Annotated in this window: 18 protein-coding genes; 6 read left to right on the plus strand and 12 right to left on the minus strand. The window is 72.5% G+C overall.

Annotated elements, in window-relative coordinates; translation table 11 throughout:
- Positions 1-10: 10 nt before the first annotated feature.
- From gap to ACZ4M8_RS00580, 7 genes are all read right to left on the minus strand, one after another.
- Positions 11-1,015: a type I glyceraldehyde-3-phosphate dehydrogenase gene (gene gap / locus ACZ4M8_RS00550; protein WP_467602008.1), complete on the minus strand. Its 1,005-nt coding sequence runs from the start codon at positions 1,013-1,015 to the stop codon at positions 11-13.
- A 227-nt stretch (positions 1,016-1,242) separates the two neighbouring features.
- Positions 1,243-2,232, minus strand: coding sequence for a DNA-binding protein WhiA (gene whiA, locus ACZ4M8_RS00555; RefSeq protein ID WP_030282946.1), 990 nt, complete (start codon positions 2,230-2,232; stop codon positions 1,243-1,245).
- On the minus strand, positions 2,223-3,278 hold the full coding sequence (locus ACZ4M8_RS00560; RefSeq protein ID WP_467602011.1) for a gluconeogenesis factor YvcK family protein: 1,056 nt from the start codon (positions 3,276-3,278) through the stop codon (positions 2,223-2,225). Before ACZ4M8_RS00560 ends, whiA begins: the two co-directional genes overlap by 10 nt.
- Entirely contained in the window at positions 3,275-4,237 is a 963-nt protein-coding gene (rapZ, locus tag ACZ4M8_RS00565; protein WP_384589397.1) for an RNase adapter RapZ, read from the minus strand. Before rapZ ends, ACZ4M8_RS00560 begins: the two co-directional genes overlap by 4 nt.
- The gene (gene uvrC, locus ACZ4M8_RS00570; RefSeq protein WP_467602014.1) at positions 4,237-6,318 is read right to left on the minus strand and encodes an excinuclease ABC subunit UvrC; all 2,082 of its coding nucleotides are present in this window, start codon (positions 6,316-6,318) and stop codon (positions 4,237-4,239) included. Before uvrC ends, rapZ begins: the two co-directional genes overlap by 1 nt.
- Before the next feature lie 186 nt (positions 6,319-6,504).
- Complete coding sequence (locus ACZ4M8_RS00575; RefSeq protein WP_467602017.1) at positions 6,505-7,341, minus strand: hypothetical protein; 837 nt, start codon at positions 7,339-7,341, stop codon at positions 6,505-6,507.
- 4 nt (positions 7,342-7,345) lie between these two features.
- Positions 7,346-7,975, minus strand: a complete 630-nt coding sequence (locus tag ACZ4M8_RS00580) for a papain-like cysteine protease family protein (protein WP_467602020.1) — start codon at positions 7,973-7,975, stop codon at positions 7,346-7,348.
- 237 nt (positions 7,976-8,212) lie between these two features.
- Between ACZ4M8_RS00580 and ACZ4M8_RS00585 the strand changes: the two genes are divergently transcribed.
- The gene (locus ACZ4M8_RS00585) at positions 8,213-9,148 is read left to right on the plus strand and encodes a hypothetical protein (protein ID WP_467602023.1); all 936 of its coding nucleotides are present in this window, start codon (positions 8,213-8,215) and stop codon (positions 9,146-9,148) included.
- 106 nt (positions 9,149-9,254) lie between these two features.
- Here ACZ4M8_RS00585 and ACZ4M8_RS00590 read toward each other — a convergent pair whose 3' ends face one another.
- Both ACZ4M8_RS00590 and ACZ4M8_RS00595 read right to left on the minus strand, forming a co-directional pair.
- Positions 9,255-9,662, minus strand: coding sequence for a Rieske (2Fe-2S) protein (locus tag ACZ4M8_RS00590; RefSeq protein WP_467602026.1), 408 nt, complete (start codon positions 9,660-9,662; stop codon positions 9,255-9,257).
- Between the two features lie 138 nt (positions 9,663-9,800).
- Entirely contained in the window at positions 9,801-10,802 is a 1,002-nt protein-coding gene (locus ACZ4M8_RS00595; RefSeq protein ID WP_467602028.1) for a zinc-dependent alcohol dehydrogenase family protein, read from the minus strand.
- Positions 10,803-11,128: 326 nt separating this feature from the next.
- Here ACZ4M8_RS00595 and ACZ4M8_RS00600 point away from each other — a divergent pair, with 326 nt between their 5' ends.
- Together ACZ4M8_RS00600 and ACZ4M8_RS00605 are read left to right on the plus strand one after the other, a co-directional pair.
- Positions 11,129-12,211, plus strand: coding sequence for a LacI family DNA-binding transcriptional regulator (locus tag ACZ4M8_RS00600; protein WP_467602031.1), 1,083 nt, complete (start codon positions 11,129-11,131; stop codon positions 12,209-12,211).
- Positions 12,208-13,179, plus strand: a complete 972-nt coding sequence (locus ACZ4M8_RS00605) for a carbohydrate kinase family protein (protein ID WP_467602034.1) — start codon at positions 12,208-12,210, stop codon at positions 13,177-13,179. Before ACZ4M8_RS00600 ends, ACZ4M8_RS00605 begins: the two co-directional genes overlap by 4 nt.
- Before the next feature lie 434 nt (positions 13,180-13,613).
- Here ACZ4M8_RS00605 and uvrA read toward each other — a convergent pair whose 3' ends face one another.
- Positions 13,614-16,637 (minus strand): excinuclease ABC subunit UvrA, encoded by a 3,024-nt coding sequence (gene uvrA, locus ACZ4M8_RS00610; RefSeq protein WP_467602037.1) that lies wholly within the window; start codon positions 16,635-16,637, stop codon positions 13,614-13,616.
- A 278-nt stretch (positions 16,638-16,915) separates the two neighbouring features.
- Complete coding sequence (locus ACZ4M8_RS00615; RefSeq protein ID WP_467602040.1) at positions 16,916-17,614, minus strand: TetR/AcrR family transcriptional regulator; 699 nt, start codon at positions 17,612-17,614, stop codon at positions 16,916-16,918.
- 76 nt (positions 17,615-17,690) lie between these two features.
- On the opposite strand from ACZ4M8_RS00615, the gene ACZ4M8_RS00620 reads away from it, so the two are divergent.
- The 3 genes from ACZ4M8_RS00620 to ACZ4M8_RS00630 all read left to right on the plus strand — a co-directional run bounded on the left by ACZ4M8_RS00620 (position 17,691) and on the right by ACZ4M8_RS00630 (position 20,931).
- On the plus strand, positions 17,691-19,274 hold the full coding sequence (locus ACZ4M8_RS00620) for an FAD-dependent oxidoreductase (RefSeq protein ID WP_467602043.1): 1,584 nt from the start codon (positions 17,691-17,693) through the stop codon (positions 19,272-19,274).
- Positions 19,275-19,533: 259 nt separating this feature from the next.
- Complete coding sequence (locus ACZ4M8_RS00625) at positions 19,534-20,265, plus strand: maleylpyruvate isomerase family mycothiol-dependent enzyme (RefSeq protein ID WP_467602046.1); 732 nt, start codon at positions 19,534-19,536, stop codon at positions 20,263-20,265.
- Between the two features lie 9 nt (positions 20,266-20,274).
- Complete coding sequence (locus tag ACZ4M8_RS00630; RefSeq protein WP_467602049.1) at positions 20,275-20,931, plus strand: MBL fold metallo-hydrolase; 657 nt, start codon at positions 20,275-20,277, stop codon at positions 20,929-20,931.
- Between the two features lie 104 nt (positions 20,932-21,035).
- Here the strand turns inward: ACZ4M8_RS00630 and ACZ4M8_RS00635 are convergent, their stop codons facing one another.
- Positions 21,036-22,019, minus strand: a complete 984-nt coding sequence (locus ACZ4M8_RS00635; RefSeq protein ID WP_467602052.1) for a TerC family protein — start codon at positions 22,017-22,019, stop codon at positions 21,036-21,038.
- Positions 22,020-22,171 lie beyond the last annotated feature (152 nt).

The raw sequence follows: 22,171 nt of genomic DNA on the forward strand, positions 1-22,171 counted from the left end.
CCGGTGGAGATCAGAGCTGACCGCCGACGAAGGTGGTCAGGTCCACCAGGCGGTTGGAGTAGCCCCACTCGTTGTCGTACCAGCCGATGACCTTGACGCTCTTGCCCTGGACCATGGTCAGGGAGGAGTCGAAGGTGCAGGACGCCGGCCAGTTGACGATGTCCGAGGAGACGATCGCGTCCTCGGTGTACTCCAGGATGCCCTTGAGCTGGCCCTCGGACGCCTTCTGGAAGGCGGCGTTGACCTCGTCCTTGGTGACCTCGCGCTCCAGCTCGATGACGAGGTCGGTGACGGAGCCGGTGGGGACCGGCACGCGCATGGCGATGCCGTCCAGCTTGCCGGCCAGCTCCGGGATCACCAGCGCGGTGGCCTTCGCGGCGCCGGTGGTGGTGGGGATGATGTTCTCCGCGGCGGCGCGGGCGCGGCGCAGGTCCTTGTGCGGGAAGTCGAGGATGCGCTGGTCGTTGGTGTAGGCGTGGACCGTCGTCATCATGCCCTTGACGATGCCGAAGTTCTCCAGGAGAACCTTGGCCATCGGTGCCACACAGTTGGTGGTGCAGGAGGCGTTGGAGATGACGTCGTGCTTCGCGGCGTCGTACTTGTCCTGGTTGACGCCCATGACGATGGTGATGTCCTCGTCCTTGGCGGGCGCGGAGATCAGGACCTTCTTGGCACCGGCGGCGAGGTGCTTGGCGGCGTCGGCACGCTTGGTGAAGATGCCGGTGGACTCGACGACGATGTCGGCGCCCAGCTCGGCCCACGGGAGGTTGGCGGGGTCGCGCTCCGCCATGGTCTTGAACGTCATGTTGCCGACGGTGATCGTGTCGGCCGTGTGGCTGACGTCCTGCTTGAGGCGGCCCAGGATGGTGTCGTACTTCAGCAGGTGGACCAGGGTGGCGTTGTCGGTCAGGTCGTTGACACCGACGATCTCGATGTCCGCACCCTGCTCCAGGAGCGCGCGGAAGTAGTTGCGACCAATGCGGCCGAATCCGTTGATGCCTACGCGGATCGTCACGAAACCGATCTCCTCGTTGGTGCGCCGGCAGCGATACCGGCGAGCTGTATGGGATGTCCCCGACCGACTTCGACCCTACCCCCATTGCGAGACATACGTGACATTGACATCGGCCGCCACCGCACACTCACCACCGAAGACGAAAAGCCCCCGGCACCACCTCGGACACCGGGGACAGACCGCCTCTGACCTGCGAATCAGCGGGATTTCCGCATACTGTGACGCGGTCAGCCGACCATTCCGTCGGCCAGCTCCTCGGTGAGATTCGACTCGGTACCGGGGATACCGAGGTCCTGCGCGCGCTTGTCGGCCATCGCCAGCAGACGGCGGATCCGGCCGGCCACCGCGTCCTTGGTGAGCGGCGGGTCGGCGAGGGCACCCAGCTCCTCCAGGGACGCCTGCTTGTGCTCCATCCGCAGCCGCCCGGCCGCCGCGAGGTGCTCGGGGACCTCCTCGCCGAGGATCTCCAGGGCCCGCTGGACCCGGGCTCCGGCGGCGACCGCGGCGCGGGCCGAGCGGCGGAGGTTGGCGTCGTCGAAGTTGGCGAGGCGGTTGGCGGTGGCGCGCACCTCGCGGCGCATCCGGCGCTCCTCCCAGGCCAGCACCGACTCATGGGCGCCCAGCCGGGTCAGCAGGGCGCCGATCGCGTCACCGTCGCGGACCACGACGCGGTCCACCCCGCGGACCTCGCGCGCCTTGGCGCCGATGCCCAGCCGCCGCGCCGCGCCGACCAGCGCGAGCGCCGCCTCGGGGCCGGGGCAGGTGACCTCCAGCGACGAGGAACGGCCCGGCTCGGTCAGCGAACCGTGGGCGAGGAAGGCCCCGCGCCAGGCCGCCTCGGCGTCGCAGGTCGCCCCGGACACCACCTGCGGGGGCAGTCCGCGGATCGGGCGGCCGCGGCCGTCGACCAGACCGGTCTGACGGGCCAGCTGATCACCGCCCGCCACCACCCGGACGACGTACCGGCTGCCGCGCCGCAACCCGCCCGGGGCCATCACCACCAGGTCGGAGGAGTGCCCGAAGATCTCCAGGATGTCCTTGCGGAGCCGGCGGGCCGCGATGCCCGTGTCCAGCTCCGCCTCGATCACGATGCGCCCGCTCACCAGGTGCAGACCGCCCGCGAACCGCAGGATCGACGAGACCTCCGACTTCCGGCAGCAGGTCCGGGTGACGGGGAGCCGGGAGATTTCATCCTTCACCGCTGCCGTCATCGCCATGGGCCGATCCTTCCATGCATCCGAAAAATACGGTCGTACGCGGCGGCCAGCAGCTCGGGGTCGTGCCGGTCGGGGGCGCCGCCCGTCGGCCGGGCGGCGTCGCCCCGGGCGGCGACCGCCGCCAGCTCGACCTCGCTGCCGACGAGCTGCTTGGCGGCAGTCGTCAGACCCTCGATGTCGGGCACGGCGTCCCGGTCGGCCAGCACCACGTCGAAGGCGAGTTTAGGGGCGTGTCGGGCCAAAACCTCCAAATGACGCTGCGGGGAGAAGCCATCGGTTTCACCGGGTTGCGGTGCGAGGTTGAGTGAGAGGACCTTGCGCGCCTTGGTCTCCTCCAGCGCCTCGCGCAGCTGCGGCACCAGCAGATGCGGGATGACGGAGGAGAACCACGAGCCGGGGCCCAGCACCACCCAGTCGGCGTCGCGCACCGCGGCGACCGCCTCCGGGACCGCCGGCGGCGCCTCCGGGACGACATGGACGGACTGCACCTCACCACGGGTGAGCGCGACGGTGGCCTGGCCACGGACGGTCGTGACCTCCTCGGGCCGCGCCGCGTCGTGCCCACGGACCTGGGCCTGGAGCTCCAGCGGGACCGCCGACATGGGCAGCACCCGGCCGTGCGCGCCGAGCAGCTTGCCGACCAGGTCGAGCGCCTGGACGTGATCGCCCAGCTGCTCCCACAGCGCGACGATGAGGAGGTTGCCGACCGCGTGGTCGTGCAGCTCACCGCCGCTCTGGAAGCGGTGCTGGATGACGCGCGCCCAGGTCTGGCCCCAGTCGTCGTCACCGCACAGGGCGGCCAGCGCCTTGCGCAGATCGCCCGGGGGGAGCACACCCAGCTCGTCACGGAGGCGGCCGCTGGAGCCGCCGTCGTCGGCGACGGTGACGACGGCGGTCAGATCGCCGGTGATCCGGCGGAGCGCGGTCAGCGACGCGGAGAGCCCCATGCCGCCGCCGAGCGCCACCACCTTGGGTGTGCCCTTGTGCGGGCGGGCGCCGGGGACCAGCTTGCGGACGCGGCGCAGCCGCAGGGCACGGCCGGTCACTCGCGCCCCATGTCGCGGTGGACGGTGACGGTTTCCACCCCTTCGCCCACGAGGCGGCGGGCGAGCTTCTCGGACATCGCCACCGAGCGGTGCTTGCCGCCCGTACAGCCCACGGCGATGGTGACGTAGCGCTTGCCCTCGCGGCGGTAGCCCTCGGCGACGATGCGGAGCAGGTCGGCGTAGCCGTCGAGGAACTCCTTGGTGCCCGGCTGGTCGAAGACGTAGTCGGAGACCTCTTCACTCAGACCGGTGAACGGGCGCAGCTCGGGGACCCAGTGCGGGTTGGGGATGAAGCGGCAGTCGATGACCATGTCCGCGTCGACCGGCAGGCCGTACTTGAAGCCGAAGGACATGACCGTGGCGCGCAGCTCGGGGACCTCCTCGCCGGCGAACTGGGCGTCCATCTTGGCGCGCAGCTCGTGGACGTTGAGGCTGGAGGTGTCGATCACGAGGTCGGCGTCGCCGCGCAGCTCGCGCAGCAGGTCGCGCTCGGCGGCGATGCCGTCGACGATCCGGCCGTCGCCCTGGAGGGGGTGCGGACGGCGGACCGATTCGAAGCGGCGCACCAGCGCCTCGTCGGAGGATTCCAGGAAGACGATGCGGCGCTTGACGTTCTGGGCGTCGAGCGTGGCGAGGGACTCCTTGAGGTTGTCGAAGAAGCGGCGGCCGCGGACGTCGACGACGACGGCGATCTTGGCGACGTTCCCCTGGGAGCGGGCGCCGAGGTCGACCATCGGGGGGATCAGCTCGGGCGGAATGTTGTCGACGACGAACCAGCCGAGGTCCTCCAGGCATTTGGCCGCGGTGGAGCGGCCGGCGCCGGACATCCCGGAGATGATCACCAGCTCGGGGATGGCGGCGCTCTCCCCCTGGTCGGACTCGCGCATCGTGCCCGTACTCACCTGTGCACCGTCTTTCTCGGATGTCGCGGTTTCGTGCGTGTTGTGCGGTGTGCTCATCAATCCCGCCCCCGTTCGGATGACAACGTGGCCGGGGCGGCCCCGTCATCCTCAATGATCTCTCCTGTGGCGGTGTTCACCGCGGGTCCGGCGGGTGTCGCACCGGCCAGTGAGGCGAGCACCGACTCGGCGGTCTTCCGGCCGACGCCGGGGACCTCGCACAGCTCCTCGACCGTGGCCGCCCGGAGCTTCTTGAGCGAGCCGAAGTGCTTGAGCAGCGCCTGACGGCGGCTCTCGCCCAGCCCGGCCACGGCGTCCAGCGGCGAGGACTTCAGCCGCTTGCCGCGCTTGGTGCGCTGGTAGCGGATGGCGAAGCGGTGGGCCTCGTCGCGGACGCGCTGGAGGAGGTAGAGGCCCTCGCTGGAGCGCGGCAGGACGACCGGATCGTCCTCCCCCGGCAGCCACACCTCCTCCAGCCGCTTGGCCAGACCGCAGACGGCGACGTCGTCGATGCCCAGCTCGTCCAGGGCGCGGCGGGCGGCGGCGACCTGCGGGGCGCCGCCGTCGACGACGACGAGCTGCGGCGGGTAGGCGAACCGCTTGGGGCGGCCCTCCTCGTCCGTGGGGCGGCCGGCCATCGGATCCGGCTCCCCGGACGCGGCCTCGGCGCGCGCGGCGGCACCGGCCTCGCCGTCGCCCCCCTCGGGCGCCGCGGGCTCTTCCGTCCACTCCCCCGAGCGCTGCTTCTCCTGGAGGTAGCGCCGGAAGCGGCGGCCGATCACCTCGTGCATGGAGCGGACGTCGTCCTGGCCCTCGAAGCCCTTGATCTGGAAGCGGCGGTACTCGCTCTTGCGGGCGAGCCCGTCCTCGAAGACCACCATGGACGCGACGACGTCGTCGCCCTGGAGGTGGGAGATGTCGAAGCACTCGATGCGCAGCGGCACCGCGTCCAGGCCGAGGGCCTCGGCGATCTCCTCCAGGGCGCGGGAGCGGGTGGTCAGGTCGGAGGCGCGTTTGGTCTTGTGGAGCGCGAGGGCCTGCTGGGCGTTGCGGCCGACGGTGGCCATCAGGTCCTTCTTGTCGCCGCGCTGCGGGATGCGCAGCGAGACCTGGGAGCCGCGCCGCTCGGAGAGCCACTGCGCGACCGGCTCGACGGGCTCGGGCAGCGCCGGGACCAGCACCTCCTTGGGGACCGCGTCGCCGCGCTCCTCGCCGTAGAGCTGCTGGAGGGCGTGCTCGACCAGACCGGCGGTGGTGACGGCCTCGACCTTGTCGGTGACCCAGCCGCGCTGGCCGCGGACCCGGCCGCCGCGGACGTGGAAGATCTGGACGGCGGCCTCCAGCTCGTCCTCGGCGACGGCGATGAGGTCGGCGTCGGTGGCGTCGGCGAGGACGACGGCGCTCTTCTCCATGGCCCGCTTGAGCGCCCCTATGTCGTCCCGCAGGCGGGCGGCGCGCTCGTACTCCATCTCCTCGGCGGCCTCCTGCATGGCGCGCTCCAGGCGGCGGAGGTAGGCGCCGGTGCGGCCGGCCATGAAGTCGCAGAAGTCCTCGGCGAGTTCGCGGTGCTCCTCGGGGGAGACGCGGCCGACGCACGGTGCCGCGCACTTGCCGATGTAGCCGAGCAGGCAGGGGCGGCCGATCTGCGCGGAGCGTTTGAAGACGCCCGCGGAGCAGGTGCGGACGGGGAAGACGCGGAGCATCAGATCGACGGTCTCGCGGATGGCCCAGGCGTGGGCGTAGGGGCCGAAGTAGCGGACGCCCTTCTTCTTGGCGCCGCGCATCACCTGGACGCGGGGGAACTCCTCGCCCAGGGTGACCGCGAGATACGGATAGCTCTTGTCGTCGCGGTACTTGACGTTGAAACGCGGGTCGAATTCCTTGATCCAGCTGTATTCGAGCTGGAGCGCCTCGACCTCGGTGGAGACGACGGTCCACTCCACGGAGGCGGCGGTGGTGACCATCGTGCGGGTACGGGGGTGGAGGCCGGCCAGGTCCTGGAAGTAGTTGGCCAGGCGCTGGCGCAGGCTCTTGGCCTTGCCGACGTAGATGACCCTGCCGTGCTCGTCGCGGAATTTGTAGACCCCCGGCGAGTCGGGGATCTGTCCCGGCTTGGGTCGGTAGCTGCTGGGGTCTGCCATGACCACCACCCTACTGACCGCCACTGACAATCCGCGGGCCCGTGCGGGGCGGGAGGCGGGACCGCGGCGGCGCGTCCGGGGAGGGCGGCGGACGGGGGCCACGGCCCGGTGCGTCCCGGGCCCGTGGCCCCGTGCGGCACGGGGCACCCCGCCCGCCGCGGGGAGGCGGACGGACGGGGCGCCCGGTCAGCGGCGGCGCAGGCGGCGTACCGCGGTGGCGCCGGTCAGGCCCAGGGCGGCCAGGGCGGCGGCGCCGGCGACGGCCGAGGCGGCGGTCACCGGGACGCTGTCCCCGGCCGCGGCGACGGGCTCCTCCCGGGGGCCGGTCCGCGGTGCGGGGTCCTCCGCCGCGGGGGCGCCGTAGCCGCCGGCCTCGCCGCGCCGGTCGTAGGCGGAGCCGGGCAGCTTGTCGCCGTAGGCGGCGGCGACCCGGCGCTGGTAGGCGGCGACGGTGGTGCCCCGGTCACCGATGGCCTTGCGCGCCTCGGTGCCGAGCGGCCGGATGCGGTCGCCCTGCTGGACGTACCAGGCGTTGATCTGCGGTTCGTGGAAGACGGTGCCCCCGGCGGCGAGGCGCGATCCGGCGGCGACGGCGCGGGTCTCGTCGTCGCCGGTGGCGATGTTGACGACCTTCCAGGAGCCGCCGCGCCGGACCGTCCACACCGACGCGGTACGGCCGTCGGAGGCGGTGGCGCCGGTGGCGAGGAAGTCCAGCCGGGCCACGGGGGCGCCGGGCGTGCGGCGGACGAAGTCGGGCGACAGCGTGTAGACGGGGACGGTGCGGTCCCCGACGCGCGGTGCGGCCTTCGCCGCGGTCAGCGAGCCGTCGTGGGCGAAGAACTGCGCGAGGGTGGCGACGGTGGCGGGGGCGGCGGCGGCCTCGTGCGCGGCGGTGACACTCGCACGGGACGGCGCCGCGGGCGGCGCGGGCACGGCGGCCCAGGAGGTCTGGGCGGCGAGGCCGCAGAGCGCGGTGGCGAGGGCGCCGGCGGCCGCGGCCCGCAGGACGGTGCGCTGCGTCATGGCCTCAGGCTCCTATCCGGTAGAGGGAGTGGGTCCAGGAGAAGTCGCTGCCGTTGACGTAGTAGCCGTAATCTCCCCAGTTGTAGCGGTTGTTGGAGGGCCAGGGGTCGCCCCAGCGCACCCAGTTGCGGTCGGCGTCGTACCCGTAGAGGACGTGCATGTGGCCGCCGCCGGAGGCCCACTGGATGCGGGTCTCGACGGGGCGCCGGGCGTCGATCTCGCCGCGGACGGTGGCGTAGTTGAGGTAGCCGCTGACGTACGAGCCGGGGTTGAGGCCCATCCAGTCGAAGGCGTTCTGGACGTTGCCCAAGGTGGCCTGGTCGTTGGGGCAGTCGGTGTTCTGGGGGCGCCCGAAGGCGGCGTTGCAGAACTGGTTCTGGCTGTAGTGCCTGCCGAACCAGGCGGCGATGGTGCTGCCGGAGCCGGCCCAGCACCAGTTGCTGTTCTCCTGGGCCTGCATGGCGATGTCCAGGCTGTTCGCGGCGGCGCGCGGGGCGGCCCGGTGCGGCGTGGCGGACGGTGCGGACGCGGCGGGCGCCGCGGTGGCGGAGGCGGCGGGCAGGACGGTGAGGGCGACGGCGGCGAGCGCGGCGGCCGGCAGCCGTCTGCGGCGTACGGTGCGGGGACGGGACATGGCGTTCCTCCCGGACAGGGCGGTGGGGTGTGGAGGAGCGCATCCGGATGCTGCGAAGGAGCATCCGGTGTTGTCGCAGGCAGGTCAACACGCTTCAATGCGGGGTGACATGGGGGTGTGGACGAACGGGCCCGGGTGTGAACGGCCGGTGCCCGGCGTACTGCAGTGAATCAGCGGTCAGGGCGCGCGCCGTGCGATCCGGTAGTGAACGTTCACCCGCGCGCCGGAGGTTGAGAGATGGCACGGAACACTCCCGAGGCGGCCGAGCTGGCACAACTGCTGCGGACCGGCCCCTTCCACCTGGCCCTGCGGAGCGCGCTGAGCGTCCGCGGTCTGGCGCTCAACCGGGTGCAGCACAAACTCGCGCAGCGCGGCATCAAGGTGGGCGTGACGAGCCTCAGCTACTGGCAGCAGGGCGCCCGGCGCCCGCAGCGCCCCGAGTCGCTGCGGGCGGTGCGCGCCCTGGAGGAGGTGCTGGAGCTGCCCGAGCGGTCGCTGCACCGGCTGCTGGTCCCGGAGGGCGGCGCCCGGGACGGCGACCGCCCGTCGGCGCGCTCGTACCGCGCGCTGGTGGAGCCCGCCGACGCGCTCCAGCAGCTCTTCGCCGAGCTGGAGACCCCCGCGGACGACGGGCTGCACACCGTCGGCCACCACGAGCGGGTACACATCGGCCCCCGCCGTGAGCTGGGCGAACGCGAATCGTTCCAGGTGGTCCGGGCACACCGGGACGGGGTGGACCGCTATGTGGCCATCCACCGCGGCGACGTGGGCTGCGATCCGTCCCGGGTGACGGTCCGGGCGGCGGAGAACTGCCGCCTGGGACGGGTACGCGGCGACGCCGAGGCCGGGGTGGTGGTCGCGGAGCTGCTGTTCGACACCCGGCTGCGCGCCGGGGACACCCACGTCTTCGCCTACGCCTTCGAGGACGGCACCGGCGGCCCCAGTGCCGAGTACTTCCGCGGCTTCCGCTTCGCCGGCGGACAGTACGTCCTCCAGGTGCGCTTCGACGAGACGGCGCTCCCGGTACGCTGCCGCCGCTTCACCCGCTCCTCGGCCGGCGCCCCGCCCGCCGGCCGCCAGGAGCTGACGCTGAGCGGCCGCCACCGCGCCGTCCACCTGGTGGAGCAGGGCGTACGGCCCGGGATCGTGGGGATCGCGTGGGACTGGGGATGAGCGGCCGGACGGTGCCCCGGGCGGCGGCGTGCCAGGCCACGGGGAAGGTCCACTCCGGGGCGTGAGCGACCGGGCCGCGCGCCCCAAAAGCACACCGGCCGGGCGCTCAGCCCGCGATCAGCTTGCCGCCCTTGTTCCTGACCGGGACCTCCGGGAGCGGCTCGGTGGCCGGGCCCTGGAGGACCTGGCCGGTGGTGACGTCGAAGCGGCTGCCGTGGCAGGGGCAGTCGCCCTCCTTCTTGGTCACCTCGGAGAGCACACAGCCGGCGTGGGTGCACTTGGCGCTGAAGCATTTGAACGTGCCCTCGGAGGGCTGCGAGACGACCAGCCGGTTCTCGCGGTAGAGCTTCGCGCCGCCCACCGGGACCTCGGCGGCGTCCCCCAGCTCGATCGCCTTGTCGGGCATGCCGTCGTCCTTCCGGCCGCCGCCGGAGCAGGCCGCCACCCCGAAGCCCGCGGCGCCCACCAGCGCGGCGCCACGCAGGACGGTTCGGCGGGCGGGTGGCTGGCTCATGGCTGCTCCAGAGGGGTCACGGGGTCGGCGTCTACCGGATCCCGACCTTACCGGCACCCCCTCGGGGCCTTCCGTCCGGCCGTGTCCGGCGGAGGCCGTTCCGCGAGTGGCGGGCCCGGGGGCTCCGGTCCGGCCGTCTCAAGCGGGCGCCAGGTGGATCTTCCGGCAGCTGCCCGCGCGGAAGCGGCGTACCGCCTCGGCGGCGTCATCGAGCGGCAGCACATCGCTGACCAGCGGGTCGAGGTCCAGCCCGGCCGCCAGCACGTCGATGGCGGGCCCGAAGCTGTGGTGCACCGCCATCGAGCCGAGGATGTCGATCTCGTGGTGGTAGACGCGGTACGGCGAGAACGACGCCGTACGGGCCGGGTCGGCGACGCCGAACTGGAGGAACGTCCCGCCGCGCCGCACCCGTCCGAGACCGTCCTCGATGGCCGCGACGACACCGGTGGCGTCGATCACCACCTCGAATCCGGGTGTCCGCCCCAGGGCGTCCGCGTCGGTCACCGCCGCGTCCACACCGAACGACTCGGCGAAGGCCAGCCGGTCCGCGTTGAGGTCGACGACCGACACCGATGCGGCGCCGGCGGTCCGCACGAGCGCGGCCATCATCAGGCCCATCGTCCCGGCGCCGTAGATCAGGTAGTGCTCCCCGGGGCGGCGGGGCAGCCGGTTGAGGCCGTGCACCGCGCAGGAGAGCGGTTCGACGAGCCCGGCGGCGGCGGCCGAGAGCCCGTCGGGCAGTGCGTACGCGCAGCCCGCGGGGACCGCGACCAGTTCGGCGAAACCGCCGTCCCGGGTGACGCCGACGGCGCGGTAGTCGGCGCAGAGGTTGCCGCGGCCGATCCGGCAGTAGTGGCAGGTGCCGCACGGCATGTTGGGGTCCACCGCGACCCGGGTGCCGACGGGCGGGGCGCTCACCCCCTCGCCCAGCTCGACGACCTCGCCGGTCAGTTCGTGCCCGGGGATCAACGGGTAGCGCGCGGCGGGCAGTTCACCGTCCAGCAGATGCATGTCCGTACCGCACAGCCCGCAGGACGCGACGCGCACCAGCACCTCACCGGGCCCCGGACGGGGATCGGGCACCTCGGTGACGGCGATGCCGTCGGGGGTGCCCGGTTCGGTGACCACAAGAGCGCGCATCGGCGCCTCCTCACGACGTCGTGCGGGTTCGATGCCGGGAAGGTAGCCCGCGCGTAAACGCTTACGCAAGCGTTTACGCCCCTGTGCGGGGGCCGCTACGGTGGGCGGGTGCACCCTCCCGGCCCCCGCGCTCACGCCCCGTTCCCGCGCCGCACGCCGCCCGCGGCGGCGGACGACCGGAGCCTCTTCGGCTGCGCCCCCGGACCCGTACGGGGCGGACCCGTACGGGGCGCCCGGTGCCCGGCCGTGCGCCCCTGCGGGCGCGGAACCGCCACGGCACCCGCCCGCGGCGCCGCACGTGCACAAGGACCGGAGGGGGGAGCCGGATGACGACGATGGCGGACGTGGCACGGCACGCGGGGGTCTCCGTCGCCACGGTGTCGCACGTTCTCAACGGGACCCGTCCGGTGCGTGACACCACCCGCGCCGCGGTGCTCCGCGCCATCGACGAACTCGGCTACACCCCCAACACCCTGGCCCGTTCGCTGGTGACCGCCCGGACCCGCTCGATCGGGCTGGCGGTCTCCCCGACCAGCAATCCGTACTTCACCGAGATCCTCCAGGGCGTCGAGGCGAGCGCGCTGGAGGCGGGGTACGGCCTGCTGCTCGCCGATCCGCACGACGATCCCGTCCATGAGCGGAAGGTCGTCCAGCTGCTGCACGAACGGCGGGTGGACGGTGTGATCGTCGCGCCGTCCGCCGAGCCGTCGGAGACGGTCAGCTATCTGACCCGCCGGTCCGTGCCCGCCGTCTTCCTGGACCGGCTGGCCGGCGACGCACACGATCAGGTGTGCGCGGACAACACCGCGCCCATGCGGCAACTCGTCGAACACCTCGCCGACCTGGGGCACGTCCGTATCGGGCTGATCGCCGGGCTGCCGGGGCTGAGCACCACCACCGAACGCGTCGCCGGATACCGCGCGGGGCTCCGCTCGCGCGGGCTGCCGGACGACCCCGCGCTGCTGGCCGGCGGCAACTCCGAGGCGGCGGGCGCCGAGGCCGCCACCCATCAGGTGCTGGCCGCCGCCGATCCGCCGACCGCCCTGGTCACCGCCAACAACGCGATGACCATCGGCGCCCTGCGCGCCCTGGGCACCCGTGGTCTGCGGGTACCGCACGACGTGGCGCTGGCCTGCTTCGACGACTTCTCCTGGGCCGATCTCTTCACGCCCCGGCTGACCGCCGTCGCCCAGCCCGGCAGGGAGATCGGGGCGGCGGCGGTCCGGCTGCTGCTGGACCGGCTGGCCGACCCCGGCCGTGCGCCGCGCACCCTGCGGCTGCCGTGCACGCTGGCGCACCGCACCTCGTGCGGCTGTCCCGAGCCTCCTGACGGCGCCGTCACCACCCACCGGCCGGGCACGGCGCCGCCGACCACCCCGGCCACCGACGGAAGGAAGTCCGCCCCGTGATCGTTGTCGCCGGTGAGGCACTGATCGACCTCGTTCCCGCGCCGCGGGACGGCTCTCCCGAGGAGGGGCTGCCCGCCCTGCTGCCCCGGCTCGGCGGCGGACCGTACAACACCGCCGTCGCCCTGGGGCGTCTCGGCTCCGCGGTCGCCTTCTGCTCGCGGCTCTCCCGGGACACCTTCGGGACCGCGCTCCTCGGCGGTCTGCGTGCGGCCGGGGTGGAGGCCACGCTGGTGCAGCGGGGGGACGAGCCAACCACGCTGGCCGTCGCGGACATCTCCCCCGGCGGTTCGGCGGGCTACGGCTTCTACGCCGACGGCACCGCCGACCGCCTGTTCACCGTGCCGGACGCGCTGCCCGACGCGGTGCGCGCGCTCTCCTTCGGCACCTGTTCGCTGGTGCTGGAGCCGGGCGCGACGGCGTACGAGACGCTGCTGCGGCGCGAGGCCGGACGCGGGCTCTTCACCGCGCTGGACCCGAACGTCCGGCCCGCGCTGATCCCCGATCCCGCGGCCTACCGCGCCCGGTTCCGCACCTGGCTCCCCCACGTGACGCTGCTGAAGCTGTCGGAGGAGGACGCCCGCTGGCTCGCGGGGGCGGAGGACGGTGACGGGGCGGGGAACGGTGACTCCGTGGTGGCGTCCGCGATCCGGGAGTGGCTGGCCGCCGGGCCCGCCGCGGTGGTGCTGACCCGCGGCGGCGACGGACTGTCGGTGTGGACCGAGGGCGGCTCCGCGGTGTCGGTGCCCGCGGTACGGGGCCCGGTGGTGGACACCATCGGCGCGGGCGACACCGTCAACGCGGCGCTGCTGCACCGGCTCCGCGGTCACGACGCGCTCTCCCGCGCCGCCCTGACCGCACTCGGCGCCGACGACTGGCGCGACATCCTCACCTTCGCGGCCCGTGCGGCCGCCCTCACCTGCGCCCGCGCGGGCGCCGAACCGCCGTGGGCCTCGGAGTTGACGCGGTAACGCACCGGGGCGGCGGGGGTGAGACCGGGTTGCGGCCATGGGTGCCCCCCGAGTTGCGGGTGCCCGGGGCTGCGGTTCTGCGGGGCGTGGGTGCCCCGGGCGCTTGGGTGCCCAGGGGACGTTGATGCCCGGGAACGGGGCCGGCTGTACGGGATTCCGTGGAGCCGGGGCCATGGGCGGCTGTGCGGTTTCCTGTGGGTGCCGGGGCTGTGAATCGCTTGGCCCCCGGGTTTCGTACGGGGTCGGTGTTCCGTAAGTGGGTACGGGGCCGTCCGGGGGTTCGCGTTCCGTACGGGAGGTGGGCCGCGGCCGGTGGCTCCGCAGGCGGCGGGGCGAGGCGGCGCAGCCGTCTCGGGGTGGTGGTGGGCGTACGGGTCGCCGCTCTGCTCGCTCCGGGGAGCGGGCGGGGCGGCGACCCGTACGCCGACGCGGTGTCAGGAGGACCGGCGGGCCTTGGTGGTCGCCTTCTTGGCCGTGGTCTTCGCCGCACTCTTCTTGGCGGTGGCCTTCTTGGCCGTGGTCTTGGCGGCGGTGGTCCTGGCAGCCGCCTTCTTCGCCGCGGGCTTCTTCGCGGGCTTCGCCACCGCGGGCGCTCCCGAGGTGGCCGCGTCGCTGACCCGGTCGCCGAGGATGTCCCGCAGGAACTTGCCGGTGTGGCTGGCCGGGGTGGAGGCGACCTGCTCCGGGGTGCCCTCGGCGACGATCATGCCGCCGCCGTTGCCGCCCTCGGGGCCCATGTCGACGATCCAGTCGGCGGTCTTGATCACATCGAGGTTGTGCTCGATGACGATGACCGTGTTGCCCTTGTCGACCAGCCCGGACAGCACCGTGATCAGCTTGCTGATGTCGTCGAAGTGCAGCCCGGTGGTGGGCTCGTCCAGGACGTAGACCGTGCGGCCCGTGGACCGCTTCTGGAGCTCGCTGGCCAGCTTGACGCGCTGCGCCTCACCGCCGGAGAGGGTCGGCGCGGACTGGCCGAGACGGACATAGCCCAGACCGACGTCGTGCAGCGTCCTGAGGTGACGGGCGATGGCCGGCACCGCCTCGAAGAAGCTCAGCGCCTCCTCGATGGGCATGTCCAGCACCTCGGCGATGGACTTGCCCTTGTAGTGCACCTCCAGCGTCTCGCGGTTGTAGCGCGCCCCGTGACAGACCTCGCACGGCACGTACACGTCCGGCAGGAAGTTCATCTCGATCTTGATGGTGCCGTCGCCGGAACAGTTCTCACAACGGCCGCCCTTGACGTTGAAGGAGAAACGCCCCGGCAGATAGCCCCGGACCTTCGCCTCCATCGTCTCCGCGAAGAGCTTGCGGATGTTGTCGAACACCCCGGTGTACGTCGCCGGGTTGGAGCGCGGCGTACGGCCGATGGGCGACTGGTCGACGTGGACCACCTTGTCGACGAGCTCGTCGCCGTCCACCCGGGTGTGCCGTCCGGGCACCGTCTTGGCGCCGTTCAGCTCGCGCGCCAGGTGGGTGTAGAGGATGTCGTTGACCAGCGTGGACTTACCGGATCCGGAGACTCCGGTGACGGCGGTCAGCACACCCAGCGGGAATGAGGCGTCGATGTCGCGGAGGTTGTTCTCCTTCGCGCCGCGCACCGTCAGGCAGCGGGCCGGGTCGACGGGGCGCCGGATCTCCGGCGTCACGATGGACCGCCGCCCGGAGAGGTACTGGCCGGTGATCGACTCCTTGTTGGCCAGCAGCTCCTTCATGGGGCCGCTGTGCACAACCTTGCCGCCGTGCTCACCGGCGCCGGGGCCGATGTCCACGACCCAGTCGGCGACCTTGATGGTGTCCTCGTCGTGCTCGACGACGATCAGGGTGTTGCCCATGTCGCGCAGCCGCACCAGCGTCTCGATCAGCCGGTGGTTGTCACGCTGATGGAGGCCGATCGACGGCTCGTCGAGGACGTACAGGACGCCGACCAGACCGGAGCCGATCTGGGTGGCGAGCCGGATGCGCTGGGCCTCGCCGCCGGAGAGGGTGCCCGCGGCGCGGTTGAGCGAGAGGTAGTCAAGACCGACGTCGACCAGGAACTTCAGCCGCTCGTTGACCTCCTTGAGGACCCGCTCGGCGATCTTCTTCTCGCGGGCGTTGAGCGTCATCTCACGCAGGAAGTCGGCGCAGTCGCTGATCGACATGGCCGCGACCTCGGCGATCGACCTGCCCTGCACGGTCACCGCGAGGACGATCGGCTTCAGCCGGGTGCCCTCACACGTCGGGCAGGGCACCTCGCGCATGTAGCCCTCGAAGCGCTCGCGGCTGCTGTCGCTCTCCGCCTCGCTGTGTCGCCGCTTGACGAACGGCACCGCGCCCTCGAACGGCGTGGTGTAGGCGCGCTCCCGGCCGTAGCGGTTGCGGTAGCGCACCTCGATCTGCGTGCGGTGGCCGTTGAGGAGGGCCTTCTTGGCACGCTGCGGCAGGCCGGCCCACGGGATGTCGGTACGGAACCCGAGGGCGTCGGCGAGCGCGCCGACCAGACGGCCGAAGTACTCCTTGGTGTGGCCGTGCGACCAGGGGTGGATGGCCCCCTCGTCGAGCGAGCGGTCCTCGTCGGGAACGATCAGCTCCGGGTCCACCTCCATGCGGGTACCGATGCCGGTGCAGTCCGGGCAGGCGCCGAAGGGGGAGTTGAAGGAGAAGGAGCGGGGCTCCAGCTCCTCGAAGGAGAGGTCGTCGTAGGCGCAGTAGAGGTGCTCGGAGTACATCCGCTCGCGCTGCGGGTCGTCGGCGTCGAGGTCGACGAAGTCGAGGATGACCATGCCACCGGAGAGTCCGAGGGCGGTCTCGACGGAGTCGGTCAGCCGGCGCTTGGCGCTCTCCTTCACCGTCAGGCGGTCGACGACCACCTCGATGGTGTGCTTCTCCTGCTTCTTCAGCTTCGGCGGCTCGGCGAGCTGGATCGTCTCGCCGTCGACCCGGGCACGGCTGTACCCCTTGGTCTGGAGATCGGCGAAGAGGTCGACGAACTCGCCCTTGCGCTCACGGACCAGCGGCGAGAGCACCTGGAAGCGGCTGCCCTCGGGCAGTTCCAGCACCTTGTCGACGATGGCCTGGGGCGACTGCCGGGCGATCGGGCGCCCGCACTCGGGGCAGTGCGGCTTGCCGATCCGGGCGAAGAGCAGGCGGAGGTAGTCGTAGACCTCGGTGATGGTGCCGACCGTCGAGCGGGGGTTGCGGGACGTCGACTTCTGGTCGATGGAGACCGCGGGGGAGAGCCCCTCGATGAAGTCCACATCGGGCTTGTCCATCTGCCCGAGGAACTGCCGGGCGTAGGAGGACAGCGACTCGACGTAACGCCGCTGCCCCTCGGCGAAGATCGTGTCGAAGGCGAGCGAGGACTTGCCCGACCCGGAGAGCCCCGTGAAGACGATGAGGGAGTCGCGGGGGAGGTCGAGCGAGACGTTGCGCAGATTGTGCTCGCGAGCGCCACGGACGATGAGACGGTCGGCCACGCCGGTCGGCACCTTTCTTGGAGTGGGCGGGGAGCCGCGGGTACCGCGTCCGCCGCCCGGGTGATGAGCAGAGGCGGCGGAGCGGAGCGGAACCCCTTCCCAGGGTATGGGGACCGCCACGGCACTGTCTGATGTGATGCCACACACGAGCCTATAGCACGCGCATTCGAATTCTGGTCGTCGTTACCCCGCTTCACTCGAACGTGTGGCGGCGCCGGATCCTTCCCGATCACCACCGCCCGCCGCCCCGCCCGCAGCCGCGCAGGTCAGCCGGGCCGTCACCGCCCGCCGAGCACCGGCAGGGCCCGTTCCAGCGCATCGAAGGTGCGCTCCAGCACCTCCGCCTGCTCAACGGCGACCGCCTCCGCGGGGTCACCGTCGAGCTGCCGGCGCACCGCCGTCGCGTACGCGGCCCGCCACCCCGCGGCGATCAGCGCGGCCGCGAGCCGGGGCTCCGGATCCCCCGGCGCCGCACCGGCGGCCCGGCCCAGCTCCACCGCGAGCAACTCCTCAAGCTCCTCCAGGACCTCGCGCCCCCGGGCCCGCAGCGCGGGCGAGTCGAGAACCGTACGCCAGAAGCTCCCGAACCCCTCCCCCACCTGCGCCAGCGGATGCCCCGACGCCAGCAGCCCGGTCGCGAGCCGCCGCAACGCGGCGAGCGGCGTCTCGTCCGGCTCACGCTCCCGCACCGCGCGGACGAGCAGCCCGGCGGCCTCCGGCGCGCGATCGAGGAAGAGATCCTCCTTGCGCGGGAAGTAGTTGAAGACCGTCATCGCGGAGACCTCGGCGGCGGTGGCCACCTCGGCGACGGTGACCTGCTCGAAGCCGCGCTCGATGAACAGCCGCGTCGCCTCGCCGGAGATCCGCTGCCGCGTCCGCCGCTTCTTGCGTTCCCGCAGCGTGAGGCCCGCCTCCTCCGGATCCACGCCCGCCGGCCCGCCGCCGGCCCCCTCGTCCACCGCTCCCGTCGCATCCATGGGCGATATTTTACTTGCCATATTTTTTTAGTCACTACACTCTTGGTTCGGTAAGCGATACGGACAGGGGTGGGACATGCGCACGGACATCGCGGCGGGCATCGGGCCGGACACGGAGGTCGTCGTGGCGGGCGGCGGGCCGGTGGGGCTGATGCTGGCCTGCGAACTCGCGTTGGCCGAGATCGGCGTCGTGGTTCTGGAGCGGCTGACGGAGGTGGACACCACCATCAAGGCCGGAGCGATCAACACACCGACCGCGCAGGCCCTCCACCGGCGCGGCCTGCTGCCCGCCCTGGAGGAGGTGCAGCGCGCGGCCATGGAGCAGTTCGCGTCGTTCCTGCGGCAGCAGGGGGTCGCGTACGGGGACGGCCCGGTACGGCCACCGCGCTTCGCCGGGCACTTCGCGGGGATCACGCTCCGCGGCGATCTGCTGGACCCCGAGGATCCGGACTTCCGCGCCGCCGGTGCCGTCGAGGGCATCCATCTCGTCCCCCAGGCGGAGCTGGAGCGGCTGCTCGCCGACCGCGCCGCGGAACTGGGCGTCACCGTCCGCCGCGGCGTGGAGCTGACCGGCTTCGACGAGGCGGCGGACCATGTCACCGTCCACACCAGCGGCGGAACGCTGCGCGCCGGGTGGCTGGTCGGCTGTGACGGCGGGCGCAGTACGGTCCGGCGGCTCGCGGGCTTCCCGTTCCCGGGCACCGCACCGGAGATCACCGGCCGTCAGGCACTCGTCGAGATGACCGGCGGCGAGGGCCTGAAGCCCGGGTGGAACGGCACGGACACCGGCATCTACGTGTACGGGCCGCTGCCGGGGCGGATGCTCACCGTGGAGTTCGACGGTCCGCCCGCCGACCGCGGGGCGCCGGTCACCGCGGCGGAGCTGCAGGCGTCGCTGCGGCGCACCTCGGGCGTCGATGTCACGGTCACCAAGGTGCTGTCGGCGACCCGCTTCACGGACAACGCCCGGCAGGTCCCCGAGTACCGCAAGGGGCGGGTGCTGCTGGCGGGGGACGCCGCCCATGTGCACGCGCCCTTCGGCGGCCAGGGACTGAACCTCGGCATCGGTGACGCGGTGAACCTCGGCTGGAAGCTCGCCGCGACGCTCCAGGGGTGGGCCCCGGAGGGCCTGCTGGACACGTACACGGCGGAGCGGCACCCGCTCGGCGCCTGGGTGCTGGACTGGACGCGGGCCCAGGTGGCGCTGATGCGGCCGGAGTCGCACGCCCGGGCGCTGCGCGGCATCCTCACGGAGCTGGCCGGGACCGCCGAGGCGACCGCCTTCTTCGCGAAGCGGATCTCCGGCGTCCTGCACCGCGTCGATCTGCCCGGCGACCATCCGCTGATCGGCCGCAGCGCCCCCGACCTGCTGTTCTCCGACGGCACCCGGCTCGGCGACCAGCTGCGCCCCGGACGCGGCCTGTTGCTCGACCTGGCGGACGACGCCGCGCTGCGCGCCCGCGCCGCCGGCCACACGGACCGGCTGCGGGTGCTGACCGTCCGCCCCACCGGGCCCGCGCCCGCCGGGATGCTGATACGTCCCGACGGTTGTACGGCGTGGGCCGTGGCGGCCCCCGGGGACGGCTCCCCGGTGCCGCTGGACGGGTTGGACGACGCGCTGCTGCGGTGGTTCGGTGCGCCTCGCGAGGTCGCTGTGTGACGGCGCACCCGATGGCAGCCGGGGCGCACACCTCGGGAAGGGGGCGCACCCCGGGATGGCGTGCGCGGTGCGGCCCCGGACAGCCAGCGGGTGCGTACGGGCCCCGAGCCTGCTGCGCCGTGGTGCCGCGCCACCGGCGTGCTCCGGACGTGGCCGGGCTCCCCCGGGCGCACCGGCTCGTACCGGGGGCGCTCGGGGGAGCGGTGCGGCCGGTCGCGGCGGTCTCCCGCAGCCGCGTCCGCGGCGTTAGCGTCGGGGCATGACCGATACCGCGCCTGATTTCGCGCACGATGTGGCCGCCGTCCACGAGGCCACCGAGCGGCTGCTGACCGCCGTCGCCGGTCTCGACGATGCCGCGATCACCGAACCGTCCCTGCTTCCCGACTGGACCCGCGGCCATGTCCTGGCCCATCTGTCCCGTAACGCGGACGCCCTGGTCAACCTCCTCACCTGGGCGCGTACGGGCGTCCCCACACCGATGTACGCCGACGCCGCGACCCGCGCCGCCGACATCCGGCGGGACGCGCTCCGTCCGCTGGCGGCGCATCTGGAGGATCTGCGGGAGAGCGGGGAGCGGTTCACCGCCGCCGTACGGGCGCTCCCGGCGGACCGGCGGGGCTTCCGGGTCGAGATGCGCAACGGCGTGACGGAGCGTGCCGACCGGCTGCCGCTGCGGCGGCTCGGCGAGGTGGAGCTGCACCACGTCGACCTGGGGATCGGCTACACCCTCGACCGGCTTCCCGCGGCCTTCACCGACTCGGAGCTGGACTTCCTGACCGGCGTGAAGTTCGCAGGCCACCCGGAGCTTCCGGCACTGGAGCTGCGCACGCCGGACGGGCGATCGCGGCGCACCGGGCAGTCGGCGGAGGGCGCCTCACCGCTGGTGGTGGCGGGTCCCGCCACCGCGCTGCTGGGCTGGCTCACCGGGCGGGCCGAGCCGGACGAGCTGACCGTCGACGGCGGCGCGCTGCCCGTCGTACCCCCGCTCTAAGCTGGCGTCATGGCCTACAGCGGAGCAGTGAAGGTCGGCGGACCGGCCGACGTGCACGAGCTGACCGACCTGATGATCTCGAAGGTCGCGGTCGGTCCGTCGAACAACAACGCCTACGTCCTGCGATGCCGGGCGACCGATGAGCAACTGCTGATCGACGCGGCGGCGGAGCCGCACACCCTGCTCGCCCTGATCGGCGACAGCGGCATCGCCTCGGTGGTCACCACGCACCGGCACGGTGACCACTGGGGCGCCCTGCGCGAGGTCGTCGACGCGACGGGCGCCCGGACGTACGCGGGGCGGTACGACGCCGAGGGCATCCCGGTGCCCACTGACGTACCGGTCGACGACGGCGACGTGCTGCGCGTCGGCCGGGTCGAGCTGACCGCGCGGCATCTGCTCGGCCATACCCCGGGCAGCATCGCGTTGATCTACGACGACCCGCACGGCGCGCCCCACGTGTTCACCGGGGACTGCCTCTTCCCCGGCGGCGTGGGCAACACCTGGGGCGACGCGGAGCGCTTCACGAGTCTGATCGACGGCGTCCAGGCCAAGCTCTTCGATCAGCTCCCCGACGAGACCTGGGTCTATCCGGGGCACGGCGCCGACACCACGCTCGGTGCGGAGCGCCCGCATCTCGCCGAGTGGCGCGAGCGCGGCTGGTAGCCGCGTCCGCAGCATCCGGGCGGCGGGCCCCACACGCTCCGGCGTGCGGGGCCCGCCGTTGCCGTCCGGCGACCGGAACGCCCCCGGCCCGTTCGGCGTCGGCGTCAGACGCCCGCGGTGTCCCGCTGCTCCGCTTCCCGCTCCGTCTGCTTCCGGGCGGCGATGAGGCTGGTGACGGTGGTGACGACGAGGACCGCGCAGATGACGCCCAGCGAGACCGGAATGCTGATCTCCGGCACCGCGACCCCCGATTCGTGCAGCGCGTGCAGCACCAGCTTCACCCCGATGAAGCCGAGGATGACCGACAGGCCGTACGAGAGGTGGACCAGCTTCTTGAGCAGCCCGCCGATCAGGAAGTAGAGCTGCCGCAGCCCCATCAGGGCGAAGGCGTTGGCCGTGAAGACGATGTACGGGTCCTGGGTGAGGCCGAAGATCGCCGGTATGGAGTCCAGGGCGAAGAGGACGTCGGTGGTGCCGATCGCCAGCATGACGATCAGCATCGGCGTCATCAGCCGCTTGCCGTTCTCCACGACGAAGAGCTTCGTGCCGTGGTAGACGTCCGTCGACGGGAAGCGCTTCTCGACGGTCTTCAGGAAGCGGTTCTCCTCGAACTCCTCGTCCTCCTCACCGGCCATGGCCTCCTTGACGAGCTTCCACGCGGTCCAGATGAGGAACGCGCCGAAGAGGTAGAAGACCCAGGAGAAGTTGGCGATGATCGCGGCGCCGGCGCCGATGAAACCGGCGCGCAGCACGAGCGCGATCAGCACACCGACCATCAGCACCCGCTGCTGGTAGGCGGCCGGGACCGCGAACTTCGCCATGATCAGGACGAAGACGAAGAGGTTGTCGACGCTCAGGGATTTCTCGGTGATGAAACCGGCGAAGAACTCACCGGCCGGGCCGCTGCCGCCGAACAGCAGCAGTCCGAGTCCGAAGAGCGCGGCGAGCGTCATCCAGACGCCGGTCCAGATTCCGGCCTCCTTGAGGGAGACCTCGTGCGGGGTGCGGCCGCCGATGAAGAAATCGGCGGCGATCAGGGCGCAGAGACCGAGGATGGTCAGCACCCACAGGGTCAGGGAAACGTCCACTGCTCCTCCGGCAGAGTCGTACGGCACGTACAGCGTCGTGGCTGCCGGAGGTCTCTTCCGCCCGGCTCCCGAAGGCTGCCGGGCCGACGCCCCGGGATCGCGTCACACTCGTGATCCGTGATGACGGGGACGTCGTTGCAGGAGTACTCCCC

The sequence above is a fragment of the Streptomyces sp. NPDC027185 genome, from assembly GCF_055567035.1.

Coding starts and splice junctions, on each gene's coding strand:
- whiA (WP_030282946.1), bottom strand. CDS start 2,232: ATGGCGATGACGGCAGCGGTGAAGGATGAAATCTCCCGGCTCCCCGTC.
- rapZ (WP_384589397.1), bottom strand. CDS start 4,237: ATGAGCACACCGCACAACACGCACGAAACCGCGACATCCGAGAAAGAC.
- uvrC (WP_467602014.1), bottom strand. CDS start 6,318: ATGGCAGACCCCAGCAGCTACCGACCCAAGCCGGGACAGATCCCCGAC.
- ACZ4M8_RS00575 (WP_467602017.1), bottom strand. CDS start 7,341: ATGACGCAGCGCACCGTCCTGCGGGCCGCGGCCGCCGGCGCCCTCGCC.
- ACZ4M8_RS00580 (WP_467602020.1), bottom strand. CDS start 7,975: ATGTCCCGTCCCCGCACCGTACGCCGCAGACGGCTGCCGGCCGCCGCG.
- ACZ4M8_RS00585 (WP_467602023.1), top strand. CDS start 8,213: ATGGCACGGAACACTCCCGAGGCGGCCGAGCTGGCACAACTGCTGCGG.
- ACZ4M8_RS00590 (WP_467602026.1), bottom strand. CDS start 9,662: ATGAGCCAGCCACCCGCCCGCCGAACCGTCCTGCGTGGCGCCGCGCTG.
- ACZ4M8_RS00595 (WP_467602028.1), bottom strand. CDS start 10,802: ATGCGCGCTCTTGTGGTCACCGAACCGGGCACCCCCGACGGCATCGCC.
- ACZ4M8_RS00600 (WP_467602031.1), top strand. CDS start 11,129: ATGACGACGATGGCGGACGTGGCACGGCACGCGGGGGTCTCCGTCGCC.
- ACZ4M8_RS00615 (WP_467602040.1), bottom strand. CDS start 17,614: ATGGATGCGACGGGAGCGGTGGACGAGGGGGCCGGCGGCGGGCCGGCG.
- ACZ4M8_RS00620 (WP_467602043.1), top strand. CDS start 17,691: ATGCGCACGGACATCGCGGCGGGCATCGGGCCGGACACGGAGGTCGTC.
- ACZ4M8_RS00625 (WP_467602046.1), top strand. CDS start 19,534: ATGACCGATACCGCGCCTGATTTCGCGCACGATGTGGCCGCCGTCCAC.
- ACZ4M8_RS00630 (WP_467602049.1), top strand. CDS start 20,275: ATGGCCTACAGCGGAGCAGTGAAGGTCGGCGGACCGGCCGACGTGCAC.